Origin of the sequence: Bacillus sp. FSL L8-0528 (assembly GCF_038593085.1) — a bacterium.
Lineage (GTDB): Bacteria > Bacillota > Bacilli > Bacillales > Bacillaceae > Bacillus > Bacillus paralicheniformis.
In genome coordinates, this window is the sequence record NZ_CP151961.1 from 3,616,829 (window position 1) to 3,629,560 (window position 12,732).

The 12,732-nt window shown below is 47.7% G+C and carries 14 protein-coding genes; 2 read left to right on the forward strand and 12 right to left on the reverse strand.

What is annotated here, in order from left to right:
- The 4 genes from rapZ to MHI30_RS18565 form a co-directional block, all read right to left on the reverse strand.
- Window positions 1-888: an RNase adapter RapZ gene (gene rapZ, locus MHI30_RS18550; RefSeq protein WP_020453060.1), complete on the reverse strand. Its 888-nt coding sequence runs from the start codon at window positions 886-888 to the stop codon at window positions 1-3.
- A gap of 21 nt (window positions 889-909) precedes the next feature.
- Entirely contained in the window at window positions 910-1,383 is a 474-nt protein-coding gene (locus MHI30_RS18555) for an 8-oxo-dGTP diphosphatase (RefSeq protein ID WP_142238573.1), read from the reverse strand.
- Between the two features lie 410 nt (window positions 1,384-1,793).
- On the reverse strand, window positions 1,794-2,744 hold the full coding sequence (gene trxB / locus MHI30_RS18560) for a thioredoxin-disulfide reductase (RefSeq protein WP_020453061.1): 951 nt from the start codon (window positions 2,742-2,744) through the stop codon (window positions 1,794-1,796).
- A 167-nt stretch (window positions 2,745-2,911) separates the two neighbouring features.
- On the reverse strand, window positions 2,912-4,372 hold the full coding sequence (locus tag MHI30_RS18565; RefSeq protein WP_075751478.1) for a tetratricopeptide repeat protein: 1,461 nt from the start codon (window positions 4,370-4,372) through the stop codon (window positions 2,912-2,914).
- A gap of 294 nt (window positions 4,373-4,666) precedes the next feature.
- Between MHI30_RS18565 and MHI30_RS18570 the strand changes: the two genes are divergently transcribed.
- The gene (locus MHI30_RS18570) at window positions 4,667-5,146 is read left to right on the forward strand and encodes a GNAT family N-acetyltransferase (protein WP_075751479.1); all 480 of its coding nucleotides are present in this window, start codon (window positions 4,667-4,669) and stop codon (window positions 5,144-5,146) included.
- 58 nt (window positions 5,147-5,204) lie between these two features.
- Here MHI30_RS18570 and hisIE read toward each other — a convergent pair whose 3' ends face one another.
- From hisIE to MHI30_RS18610, 8 genes are read right to left on the reverse strand one after another with little or no spacing between them, the layout of a single operon-like run.
- Window positions 5,205-5,837, reverse strand: coding sequence for a bifunctional phosphoribosyl-AMP cyclohydrolase/phosphoribosyl-ATP diphosphatase HisIE (hisIE, locus tag MHI30_RS18575; RefSeq protein WP_075751480.1), 633 nt, complete (start codon window positions 5,835-5,837; stop codon window positions 5,205-5,207).
- Window positions 5,834-6,592: an imidazole glycerol phosphate synthase subunit HisF gene (gene hisF, locus MHI30_RS18580; RefSeq protein ID WP_075751481.1), complete on the reverse strand. Its 759-nt coding sequence runs from the start codon at window positions 6,590-6,592 to the stop codon at window positions 5,834-5,836. Before hisF ends, hisIE begins: the two co-directional genes overlap by 4 nt.
- Entirely contained in the window at window positions 6,589-7,326 is a 738-nt protein-coding gene (gene hisA, locus MHI30_RS18585) for a 1-(5-phosphoribosyl)-5-[(5-phosphoribosylamino)methylideneamino]imidazole-4-carboxamide isomerase (RefSeq protein WP_075751482.1), read from the reverse strand. The genes hisF and hisA overlap by 4 nt, the downstream gene beginning before the upstream one ends.
- A complete protein-coding gene (hisH, locus tag MHI30_RS18590; RefSeq protein ID WP_075751483.1) occupies window positions 7,323-7,961 on the reverse strand; it encodes an imidazole glycerol phosphate synthase subunit HisH in 639 nt (212 codons plus the stop codon). Before hisH ends, hisA begins: the two co-directional genes overlap by 4 nt.
- On the reverse strand, window positions 7,962-8,546 hold the full coding sequence (gene hisB, locus MHI30_RS18595) for an imidazoleglycerol-phosphate dehydratase HisB (RefSeq protein WP_075751484.1): 585 nt from the start codon (window positions 8,544-8,546) through the stop codon (window positions 7,962-7,964).
- Entirely contained in the window at window positions 8,546-9,826 is a 1,281-nt protein-coding gene (gene hisD, locus MHI30_RS18600; RefSeq protein WP_075751485.1) for a histidinol dehydrogenase, read from the reverse strand. Before hisD ends, hisB begins: the two co-directional genes overlap by 1 nt.
- Window positions 9,823-10,464, reverse strand: a complete 642-nt coding sequence (gene hisG / locus MHI30_RS18605) for an ATP phosphoribosyltransferase (protein ID WP_065644281.1) — start codon at window positions 10,462-10,464, stop codon at window positions 9,823-9,825. The genes hisD and hisG overlap by 4 nt, the downstream gene beginning before the upstream one ends.
- Complete coding sequence (locus MHI30_RS18610) at window positions 10,457-11,632, reverse strand: ATP phosphoribosyltransferase regulatory subunit (RefSeq protein WP_075751486.1); 1,176 nt, start codon at window positions 11,630-11,632, stop codon at window positions 10,457-10,459. The genes hisG and MHI30_RS18610 overlap by 8 nt, the downstream gene beginning before the upstream one ends.
- Before the next feature lie 232 nt (window positions 11,633-11,864).
- Between MHI30_RS18610 and MHI30_RS18615 the strand changes: the two genes are divergently transcribed.
- The gene (locus MHI30_RS18615) at window positions 11,865-12,590 is read left to right on the forward strand and encodes a C39 family peptidase (RefSeq protein WP_075751487.1); all 726 of its coding nucleotides are present in this window, start codon (window positions 11,865-11,867) and stop codon (window positions 12,588-12,590) included.
- Window positions 12,591-12,732 lie beyond the last annotated feature (142 nt).

Consider the following 12,732-nt stretch of genomic DNA (forward strand, 5'->3'; position numbering starts at 1 on the left):
CTATTTTCTGCTTTTCTTCTCGATGTCCCGGTGAGTAACATGAGTATAGTAGTCCTTTTTATAGTAATCGGCAAGGTATTCAGCAAGTGTCACAGAGCGATGCTGTCCGCCTGTGCAGCCAATCGCGATGACTAGCTGGCTTTTTCCTTCGCGCTTATATGACGGAAGCATAAAGCTCAGCAGCTCGGTCAGTTTTTCAAGAAACTTTTGCGTTTCGTTCCACTTCATCACATACGAAGATACTTCCTGATCTTTTCCCGTCAGCGGCCTCATGCTGTCGATATAGTACGGATTCGGAAGAAACCTTACGTCGAACACTAGATCCGCATCGATCGGTAATCCGTATTTAAACCCGAATGACATCACATTCACCGTAAAGGTATGTCCGTGATCTGCCGCAAAATGCTGGACGATTTTTTCGCGCAGGTCCCTCGGTTTCATATCGGATGTATCATAAATGATTTGAGAGCGGCCTTTCAGCTCTTCGAGAAGCTCCCGTTCCGTTCGGATGCCCTCAAGCGGCAGGCCAGTTGTCGCAAGGGGATGGGACCTTCTTGTCTCTTTATATCTTGAAACGAGAACCAAATCCTTGGCATCTAAAAATAAAATTCGCGGGGTAATCCAGGATGTTTCCCCAATCTCGTCAAGCGCTTCAATCAGGCTGTCAAAAAACTCGCGGCCGCGCAAATCCATAACAAGGGCAACTTTGCTCATTTTTGAACTTGATTCCTTCATCAGCTCCAAAAATTTCGGCAGCAAAGATGGCGGCAGATTATCGACACAGAAAAAACCGAGATCCTCAAAGCTTTGAATCGCCACTGTTTTTCCTGCCCCTGACATTCCGGTTATGATCACAAGCTGTATATCATGGCCTCCATTCGCATTCATGCTTCTCTCCCCCTCTTATGTTTATTCGCCTTGCGGGTCGAGGCGATAGGACAGCAATTCAAAGTCAGGCGTATACGTAAAGGTGCCGTGAAGCAGTCCTTTGCCTTTCAGCATAAAATCCAGAATATGGACGTCGCCCGGCGCCATCGGCAGGCTCCCGACGTCTCCCGCCTGATGCCACCTGATGATGCCCTCTTCCGATTCTTCTACATGTTTACCTGTATAATGATCGGCGACGAATGTGAACATCATCCATTCAGATACGACCTGATCATTTTCTTTTATGATAAAGGTGAATATCCCTTTCAGCTGCGGGTTCAGCACATACAGGCCCGTCTCTTCGCGGTATTCCCTGATGACGGCGTCCCTGACGGTTTCCCCGCTTTCCATTTTGCCGCCGGGGGCTACCCACCAGCCTCGTCTGGGCTTTTGCAGCAACAGGACTTTATCACCTGATGTCAGCACACAATTCGTCACTCTTTGCAAAGTTGTCACCCATCCTTTTATTCCTTCAATTCTTTTTTCTATTATACCGTTTCCTGTCCCCGCTCACAATGAACATGCAGTTCCGCCGCGAAAATCGCTTTTTTCCGGACTGCTTTAAGGCTTTTTCCGGGTAAAACTTAAAGAAACGGCTTTTTCAGCGAATGGAAGCGCTTGCGAAAACCGTTCTTTTATTCTATTTTACAGCAAAAATGGACGTTTCAATATTGAAATTTGAACAACTTGTGAAATTTGTAAAAATTTCTCTTTAAGGAAAAATAAAACAAAAAAAGGACACGGATAAGATCATCCGTGCCAATAAAATTCATTATAAAAGGGGGTCAATTACTATACCCATCATAACGAATAATTGTTTCACTGGTGTTACAGGGCGGTTAAATCATGATGACGATAAAAATACGTTATTTTACAGCCTTTTCTTTCTCTTTCAGCTCTTCGATATAGTGCTGAACGCTCTGTGCGGCAATGCTTCCGTCGCCTGTTGCCGTTACGATTTGGCGAAGGGTTTTCTCGCGGATATCGCCCGCTGCAAAAATACCTTCGACTTTTGTTTCCATCTGTTCATTTGTCACGATGTAGCCCTCTTCATTTGTAATGCCGAGGTTTTTGAACGGCTCTGAAAGCGGCAGCATGCCGATGTAGATAAAGACGCCGTCAGTCCGGAACTCTTCTTCTTCGCCCGTGACCGTATCGACCAGCGTTACTTTGCCGACCTTTCCGTCTTTTTCATGAATTTCCTTGACCGTCTTGTTCCAGAGAAAGTCGACTTTTTCGTTGTCAAACGCGCGCGCCTGAAGGATGCTTTGCGCTCTCAGCTTATCGCGGCGGTGGACGATTGTGACTTTCGAAGCGAAACGGGTTAAGTACACGCCTTCTTCAACAGCGGAGTCCCCTCCTCCGACAACGACGAGCTCTTTGTTTTTAAAGAATGCGCCGTCACAAACCGCACAATAAGATACACCGCGGCCGCCAAGCTCTTTTTCTCCAGGTACGCCGAGCTTCTTATATTCGGCGCCTGCTGTGATGATGACCGCGCGCGCTTTAAATTCTTTTGACCCCGCTTTGACGATCTTGTAGTCTCCTTCATCGACGACTTCTTTAATATCGCCATACGCATACTCAGCGCCGAACTTTTTCGCATGTTCAAACATTTTATTTGAAAGCTCGGGTCCCAGAATGCTTTCAAATCCCGGATAGTTTTCGACATCCTCCGTATTGGCCATCTGTCCGCCCGGAACGCCTCTTTCAACCATCAAAGTCGACAGGTTCGCCCTTGACGTATAAACGGCCGCCGTCATTCCCGCAGGACCTGCTCCGATAATAATGACGTCATACATTTTTTCTTCTGACACAATGTTCACTCCTTCATGAATCTTATGCTGCCAAGCAGTCCATTCCTGTTAAATAAGATTCCCTTCTTATATCTTCCTTACCCATATCCTATAAAATATCATGAATAATCGCTATTTTTTTGCTCACATAATAAAACAGGCTGAACAGTGAAAGTTCACACCTGTTTCTATAGATGTTCTTTTAATGTACGCTCATACTTAGAAAGCGTTCCGGGCGAGATATGGAAGATTTTTGCGGTTTCAGCTTTTGTCAGCCGCTCCTGATGCTCTGTCTTCCAAATGTAATAGATCGCCGCGGCAAGCCCGCCGGCATTTTTCAGCTGAAGGCCGTAAGCCCTGATCTGCTGAATGACATGAAAAATCCAAAAGCACATGGCCTCCTGCTCCATTGCTGACTGATCCGCTTGTTCAATCGCTTTCGCAGTTCTGTAAGCAAGAAGCGCGTCTTTTGAATCAACGGCTGCACTGCTTTCCCCGTAAAGCACAAGCCTGACAAACTGATCTTCAAACGGCGTTTTTGCCATCTGTGAATCAAGCACCGCTTTCAGCTGGGCTTTTTCCCCTTTTCTTCCGCTGATATAGTACGCGGCAAGGCGCTCCTCAAGCGGCCGCTGGACAGGTTTCTTTTCCTTCCGTTCTTTCCACGGCTCCATGCGGGCGTCATCCGGATACTCTTCCTGCATCTTTTTCCATACAGACCGGGCAAATTGAGTACGGCCGGTGTAATAAGCCGAGCAGGCGAGCCAGTAATAAAAGGTCTCATCCCCTTCAAACCCCATGCGGTAGAGTGATTTCAGCCATTTATAGCCGAGGTCGTATCTGCCGACGAGGGACAGTGTGGCGCCGAGCTTATACCTTTGCTCAAACAGCATCGGATAAACACTGGAAAGCTGTTCGGAAAGCGCCTCGACCTTATCGTCCCGTCGTTCATAGTGATAAAAAATGAGAAGATTGCAAAGCGCATGAAGGTTTCCATGGCTTTTTTCCAAGACCGTAAAAATCGTCGTTTTGGCTTTCTGAACGTCTCCGGCATAAAAATATGCCAGTGCAAGGTTGTTGTAAGCCGACCAAAACTCGGGGTAATCGGAAGTGATTTCTTCAAGCATCACGATCGATTCCTGAAGCTGTCCATTTTCCAGCAGTGATTTCGCCCGATCCTGTTTCAGAATCAAGTCGTCCTGATCGAACTGCGAATAGCCCTCATCTTCCTCTCCCATATCCAATAAATCAAGGAGCTCCGCATTTTCCTCGCTGAACTCGCCGTCCGGGTCTTCTTTTAAATAAGTCTCCGCTGCTTTATAGGCTTCGTGAAAAAGGCCGAGGTGCGCATAGTTGTTCGCTTTAAAATAGTAGCATTCAGTCATTTTTTCGTTGATGTTCGTCAGGATAAAGTCCAAAAGTTCATTTGATTGCTGGTAAAATCCCATTTCAGTGTAAATAACCGCAAGTTGGGACAGCATTCCCGTGTTTTCCGGTTCAAGAAAAATCGCTCTCTGAATGAGCTTGCTCGCGCGGGATAAATTGCGTTCTCTGTATGCTTTGAGCCCTTTATGATAAAAATATTGCCCATCTTGGAACAGTTGGACAATTCTCGAATCTTTATGGTGTTCAGAAGTGTACTTTCCCACAGATACCCTCCATTTCAAACTATATACCGTGAGTAGTATAACATAGTTTCCAGCAGGCTTAACAGGCCAAAAACAAGTTTCGAGAAAATTCTCTTCATTTTCCACATATGGTTTTTTCACCATTTTATTCCGGACGTTTGGAGCACCGGAGCGCATAGGGCTTTCAGAAGGCTCAAGGCAGGTTTTATATCGGAAGTGCGCTTTTTATTTTAACCCGGGCAAAATCTTTTTTTAGCACTAGACGGTGACGAATATATGTTCCCATTGTATGATAATAGAAAGGGGGTTCATTACGTGAAAAAAAGCGGATCAATAGAATTGAAGCATTTCTCGGAAGAACATTCAGCTGCGCTTCTCGAATTCGAGCTTCCTGAAGGACAGCATCGATTTACCGCGCTGCCGAAAGAGGTTTTAAAACGGACGGACGGTCAGTTTCCAATCGTAATTTTAAGCGAAGGCGGGCCCGTTGGATTTTTTATCCTGCATGCGACCGAGAGGGTAAAAGGCTATTCGGACAACCCGGACGCCATGCTGTTAACGGCGCTATCCGTCGACAGAAAGCACCAGGGAAAAGGTTTTGCAAAAGAAGGAATGCTCAAGCTTCCTGAGTTTGTCGCCAAGGAGTTCACCCATTGTCATGAAATCGTGCTGGTTGTGAACGTGAAAAACACCGCGGCCCAGCACCTGTATGTGAAAGCCGGATTTACAGACACAGGGGAAAGAAAAATGGGGCCGGTCGGAGAGCAAATCGTGATGAAATTAAACATCAAATAGCTCCCCTACCGGGAAAACACCCAAAAGGCAGTTAGCTTTTTGGGTGTAAGCAATTCGCTTATGATTCAGAGCCTTCATGGCGCTCTTTCAGGACGCCAAGCACATCATCAAGCGGAAGGGATTGCTCCCTCAGCAAAACGAGCAGATGGTAAAGAAGGTCAGCCGCTTCCCATTTCAGCTCTTCAGAATCCCGGTTTTTTGCAGCGATAATGACTTCCGCCGCTTCTTCGCCAACCTTCTTCAAAATCTTGTCAACGCCTTCACGGAACAAATATGTCGTATATGCGCCTTCAGGCATTTCAGCCTGCCGTTTGGCAATCACCGTTTCAAGTTCATTGATGATGTCAAAGCGGCCGCCATCAGTCTGTCTGATATGTTCGCCGGGCGAGAAACAGCTGTAGCTTCCTGTATGACAGGCCGGTCCTACCGGTTTGACCAGCACGATGAGCGCATCCTGATCACAGTCAAGCCTGATGTCTATCACACGCTGAATGTTTCCTGACGTCGCTCCCTTATGCCAAAGCTCTCTTCGCGATCTGCTGAAAAACCATGTCTCCTTCGTTTCCAGCGTTTTTTCAAACGATTCTTTGTTCATATAAGCAAGTGTCAGCACTTCCTTGCTCGCTGCATCCTGGACAATCGCCGGGATCAAGCCGGCTTCATTAAAAGTCAACTCGTCTGCCTTGATCATCTTACATTCACCCCGCGCTCTTTTAAATAAGCTTTTACTTCTTTTACAGATGTTTCTTTGTAATGAAAGATAGATGCGGCAAGAGCCGCGTCCGCCCGCCCTTCTGCAAATGCATCATACATGTGGCCCGCATGACCTGCGCCTCCGGATGCAATGACCGGGACTGAAACAGCTTCTGACACAAGCTTTGTGAGCCTGCAGTCAAATCCGTTCTTTTCCCCGTCTGCATCCATGCTTGTCAGCAGGATTTCACCGGCTCCCCGCTGAACGGCTTCCTTCGCCCATGAGACGGCCTCAAGGTCCGTCTTTTTACGTCCGCCGTGTGTATAAACATAATACTGATCAGCTTCCGGATCGAATTTTGCATCAATCGCGACGACAATGCATTGAGAGCCGAAAAAGTCAGCGCCTTCCGTTATCAGCTCCGGACGGAGAACGGCAGCCGTATTAACGGAAACTTTGTCGGCTCCGGCCCGCAGGATCGTTTTCATCTCATCCAACCGATTGATGCCGCCGCCGACGGTAAACGGGATCGCCAGCTTGGCCGCCACTCTTTCAACGACATCAACCATCGTTTTTCTCCCCTCGTGGGATGCCGAGATATCGAGGAAAACAAGCTCATCGGCGCCTTCACGATCATATACTTCAGCCAGCTCAACGGGGTCGCCGGCATCTTTCAATTCAACAAACTGTACACCTTTGACAACGCGGCCGTCTTTTACGTCCAAACACGGGATAATTCTTTTTGTGATCACTTTGCCGCCACCCTTTCAAGCGCTTCAGCCACGGTAAATTGATTGGTATACAGCGCTTTTCCGACAATTGCGCCAGAGACGCCTTCCGCAGTCCGGGAAGCGAGCGCCTCAAGATCGTCGAGAGAGCTGACACCGCCGGAGGCAATGACTTGTTTGCCGGTTGCTCTGGCAAGCTCCACTGTACTGCTGATATTCGGTCCTGACAGCATTCCGTCAGTCGCAATGTCGGTAAAGATAAAAACTTCCGCACCTTCATTCGCAAGCTCGCGGCCAAGCTCTTCCGCTCTAACGGAGGAGGTCTCAAGCCATCCTTCAGTTGAAACAAATCCGTCTCTTGCGTCAAGACCGATTGCGATATGCCGGCCGTAAGCTTTCAGCATGTTTTTGACAAACTCGGGATTTGATACGGCCGAGCTGCCTAAGATCACCCTTTCAACACCTTGCGACAAGTAGTCATACACGTCTTTTTCGGTCCTGATGCCGCCGCCGATCTGCACTTTAACGTTGAGTTCATCAGCAATGCTTATGACGTGGCTGTCGTTCACTTTTTTGCCTTCCCTTGCCCCGTCCAAATCGACAAGATGAATCCAGTCTGCCCCCGCTTCAGCAAACCGGGAGGCCATATCCAGAGGGGAATGACCGTAAATCGTTTCTTTTTCGTAATCTCCCTGGATGAGCCTGACGCATTTGCCGTTTCTCATGTCAATGGCAGGGTATACAGTAAACTCGCTCATTTTTTCACCTTCTGTTCTTGTGTAAGCTGCTTGAAACGCTTTAAGATCGACATGCCGACCGCACTGCTTTTTTCCGGATGGAACTGGGCGCCGTATACATTGCCGAAACCGACGACAGCAGGTACACGCACACCGTATTCGGCGCTGGCAAGCAAAGCTTCCTCTTCGATTCCGCAGACATAATACGAATGAACGAAATACGCATACCCTTCTTTCGTCTTTGGCAAAAGCGGAGAGTCGCGGTGGACCGTGAGAAGATTCCAGCCCATGTGAGGCACTTTTAAGCGATTTCCCGCTTGATCACGGTCTTTCAGTTTAACGATTTTTCCTTTCAAAAGGCCGAGTCCTTTTGACGCCCCGCGTTCTTCGCTTTCTTCAAATAAAAGCTGCATACCGAGGCATATGCCGAGAAGAGGTTTTCCTTCACTTACGGTATCTTGAATAAATGTTTTCAGGCCGGTCTGGCTTAAAGTCTCCATCGCATCCCGAAAAGCTCCGACTCCCGGAAGGATATAGCTGTCCGCTTTCATAAGTTCATCCGGATGCTCGGATACGAAATAAGGAGCATCGATCCGTTCAAGCGCTTTAGAGACGCTGTACAGGTTTCCCATTCCGTAATCTATGACACCGATCATTTACAGCATTCCTTTCGTTGACGGAATTCCTTTGACCCGCGGATCGATCAATGTCGCTTCATCAAGCGCACGTCCCAGCGCTTTAAAAACCGCCTCGATCATGTGGTGGGTATTCGTACCGTAATGAACGATGACATGAAGATTCATTCGCGCTTCCAGCGCAAACTTCCACAAAAATTCATGGACAAGCTCTGTATCAAATGTTCCGACTTTCCGGCTCGGGAATTCGGCTCTGAACTCGAGGTGCGGCCTGTTGCTCAGATCAATCGCAACCTGGGCGAGCGCTTCGTCCATCGGTACCATGCTCGAACCGTAGCGTTTGATTCCTTGTTTATCTCCGAGCGCTTCCAAAAGCGCCTGTCCGAGACAAATACCGATATCTTCCGTCGTATGGTGGTCGTCGATTTCAACATCGCCTTTCGCTTCAACTGAAAGATCAAACTGCCCGTGTTTTGTAAATAAATCGAGCATATGCGTCATAAACGGGACATCCGTTTGAATATCCGCTTTCCCTTCTCCATCAATATGAAAGGATAATTTAATATCAGTTTCATTGGTTTTTCTTGCCCGTTCGGCTTTTCTCATCAGTTTTCCTCCCGGTTTCTGGATTCAATTGCTCTTGCATGGGCTTCAAGTCCTTCTAATCTTGCAAAGGCCGCGATGTTCTCGGCATTCTCGCGGAATGCATCCCTGCTGTAGGAAATGATGCTGGAGCGCTTTTGGAAGTCAGTCACATTTAGCGGGCTTGAAAATCTGGCTGTGCCGTTAGTCGGCAGAACATGATTAGGGCCCGCAAAATAATCGCCCACCGGCTCTGAACTGTAGCGGCCCAGGAAAATAGCGCCCGCGTGTTTGATCTGTCCGAGCAGGGCGTCAGGCTGCGCTGTTAAAATTTCCAAATGTTCAGGAGCGAGCTCATTGATGACGGAAACGGCTTCATGCATCGTCTTTGTAACATATATCAAACCGTGGTTGTCAATCGACTGCCGTGCAATCTCTTTTCTCGGAAGATGTTCGAGCTGTTCGTAAACCTCTTTTAAAACAGATTCGGCAAGCGGCTTTGAGTCGGTGACAAGAATGCTCGCTGCCATCGCATCGTGCTCAGCCTGTGAAAGTAGATCAGCGGCGATTTCCCGGTGATTTGCCGTACTGTCAGCGAGGATGGCGATTTCACTTGGGCCCGCGATCATATCGATATCAACCTGGCCGAATACTTCCCGTTTAGCCAAGGCGACGTAAATATTTCCGGGTCCCGTGATTTTATCGACGGGGGAAATGGTTTCCGTTCCGTAAGCCAATGCGGCAATCGCCTGAGCGCCTCCCATTTTGTAAATCTCTGTGACGCCAAGCTCGGCGGCAGCCGCCAGCACTCCCGCCGACAATTTGCCGTCTTTTCCCGGAGGTGAGGCAAGGACAATGCGATCGACGCCGGCAACAAGCGCCGGAATAACATTCATCAGGACGGATGATGGGTAAGCAGCCGTTCCGCCGGGCACGTACACTCCCGCTGAATCAAGCGGCGTGATTTTCTGGCCGAGCATCGTTCCGTCCTTGCGGTGGTAAAACCATGAAGATGCGAGCTGCCGCTCATGATATTCTTTAATGTTAAAAATCGCCGCCCGAATAATCTCGAGATCGCGTTTTTTGAGCGTGGTGTATGCTTCCTTGATTTCCTCTTCAGAAACGTGAAAGTCGGCCACATCCGCTCCGTCAAATTGCCTTGTGAATGCGGAAACAGCTGAATTCCCGTTCTTTTTCACTTCTTCGATAATGCCGCGGACTGCTTTTCTTTGTTCTTCCGTTCCGGCGTCAATGGTGCGCTTTAGTGAAACCGACGTATTTCCGCTGATGGATTTGATCTTCATTTTGCTTTTTCCCCTTCCACAATAAGAGAAAGTTTTGAAGCCATTTCATCGATGACTGCGTCTTTCATTCGGTAGCTGACAGGATTTACGATGAAACGCGACGTGATGTCGCAAATTTTTTCGGTTTCAACCAGACCGTTTTCCCTTAAAGTCTGTCCTGTTGATACGATATCAACGATTCGGCCGGCAAGCCCGATCAAGGGAGCGAGTTCAATCGAACCGTTGAGCTTGATGATTTCCACTTGTTCTCCCTGCTCCCTGAAGTAGCTTGACGCGACATTTGGATACTTGGTCGCAACCCGGGGCGCAACGCTGTCGGCCGCCGTCTCTGGCAGGCCGGCTACGGCAAGACGGCATTTGCTGATGTTTAAATCAAGAACCTCGTAGACATCGCGTTCTTCTTCCAGCAGCACATCTTTGCCGGCGATTCCGACATCGGCCACCCCGTGCTCGACATATGTTGTGACATCCATCGGCTTGGCGAGGATAAAGCGAAGGTTTTCTTCAGGCACTTGAATGATCAGCTTTCTCGAATCGTCGAATTCTTCAGGGAGCTGATAGCCTGCTTTTCGAAGCATATCGGCAGCTTCCTCAAATATCCGCCCTTTCGGCATCGCAATCGTCAATTCCTTACCCATGCTTCTCTTCCTTTCTGGCCCCGATAAAATAGGTCACGTTTTGAAAAGACTTTGTCATTTGGTCAATATCTCCGATTCCCGCTAAGTCCTGTATGACGACTTTTTTGCCTTTTCTTCGCTCTTCTTCGGCAAATTTGATCGCCTCTTTTCTCTGTTCCGTGCTGAAGATGACGACATCGATTTTTTCTTGCTCTTCCGCCGGCTTCAATGCTTCCAGCAGCCTGTCAGTCCTGATGCCGAAACCGGTTGCCGGAGCGGGTGAGTCGAAGCGGCCGAGAAGCTGGTCATATCTGCCGCCGTTTCCGATCGGAAAGCCGACGTTTTCAGCATAGATTTCAAACAAAACGCCGGTATAGTAGCTCATATGGCTGACCATGCCTAAATCGAGCTTAATGTCGTCCGTGCAACCATAGTCGCCGAGTGTCTCCCAAAGCGTCTTTAGTTCTGAAACTGCGTGTTTTCCTTTTTCAGAATCGATGATCGATGCCGCCTTGCCGCACGTTTCAATACCGCCTCTCAACTCCAAAAGCTCGAGCAGCCTGCTTTTATCAATTGAGGATAAATTGAGGGATTTTACATGCTCCCGGTAGCCGACATAGTTCTTTTCGTATAAATAGCGCCGCAGGACATGAGCCCTTTCTTCATTTCCTAAAACCTCCACAAACAGGGCGTCTGAAATTCCGACATGGCCGATCGAGATTTTAAATGAAGTCAGGCCGGCATTTTTAAGCGAAAAAATGACGAGTGCAATCACTTCTGCGTCAGCGCTTGTAGATCCATCGCCGATCAGTTCGACGCCGACTTGCTCAAATTCGGCGGCACGTCCGCCTTCACGCTCCTGTGCCCTGAACACATTTGCAGCATAGCCCACTCTGAGCGGGTGATCATCTTTGTGAAGTTTTGAGGCCGCTACCCTTGCGATCGGAGCCGTCATATCAGGTCTTAACACGAGCGTCTGCCCCTCCTGATCAAGGAGTTTAAACAACTGCTGATCCAATATGGCCGACTGCACACCGACCGTATCATAAAATTCAAGGGCCGGTGTCTCCATGAACTGATACCCCCACAAAGCCATCACCTCTGTTAATGAAGAGCGCACCTTTTTCTTTGTTTCGTAAAGCACAGGCAGCGTATCCCGCATGCCATGCGGTTTTTCAAACATAAACATCTGCACTTGCACCCCCATAACCGTTTGAAGGAAAATTCCGAATCCTTTAGTTCGCTAATATGATAATATGCTAACAGATAAAAGAATCAAAATCAACAGCCGTTCTTAAAATAGACTCCGGACTGTATGGGAAATGATAACTTTTATGTAATGAACATCTTGATGTTATAATATAAACGATCGCAAATCTTTGCCTTAACCAAACCAGCAACGGGAAGACAGGAGACTCAGAATGAAATTTTTCAAAACTCTTTTTTTTATTTTTTTCGTAGCAGCTCTTATGACCGCCGTTCTTATACTGTTTTCTAAAGATGCGTTAAGCCCGTTAGCCGAAATGTTGCACAGCAGCCATAAGAATTCTGCTGACAATAAAGAAGTACGTCAGCCGCTTGACGTCCCGCTGATCAACCAAATGGACTCGCCGAAGCTTTATAACGGCTGTGAAGTCGCCAGCCTGGCGATGATCTTAAACTACAGCGGATATAATGTCACAAAAAATGAGCTTGCCAATGAGGTGAAAAAAGTGCCTCTGCACTATGAAAACGGCTTAAAGGGAAATCCTAACGACGGCTTTGTCGGAGATATGGAAAACGGACCCGGACTGAGTGTCTACCATGGCCCGATTTACGATTTGGCCTATTCATACGCAGGTACTAAAGCTGTCGATTTGACGGGAAGTGAGCCGGAGAAAATATATGAACAGCTGAATCAAGGAAGACCGGTTTGGGTTATCACCACTGTACATTTCACCCCAGTCAACGATATGGAAACATGGAATACGCCATCAGGTAAAGTCGATGTGACGTACAGCGTTCACAGTGTTGCCGTGACAGGCTATGATGAGGATTACGTTTATTTAAATGATCCGTACGGATATAAAAACAGAAAAACAGACAGAGAAAATTTTGAGAAATCATGGACACAAATGGGCAGTCAGGCGATCGTGATCGCCGCTTAAAAAGGCAGATTAACCCCTGCCTTTTTTTAGTTCTTTCAACCCCTATTAAAATAAGCCCCTTTACCCTTTCGTCACATCCAAAACACAGAAAACAACCTCATTGCACATGTTTAATTTACTGTTTTTTCATAATATTCAAATT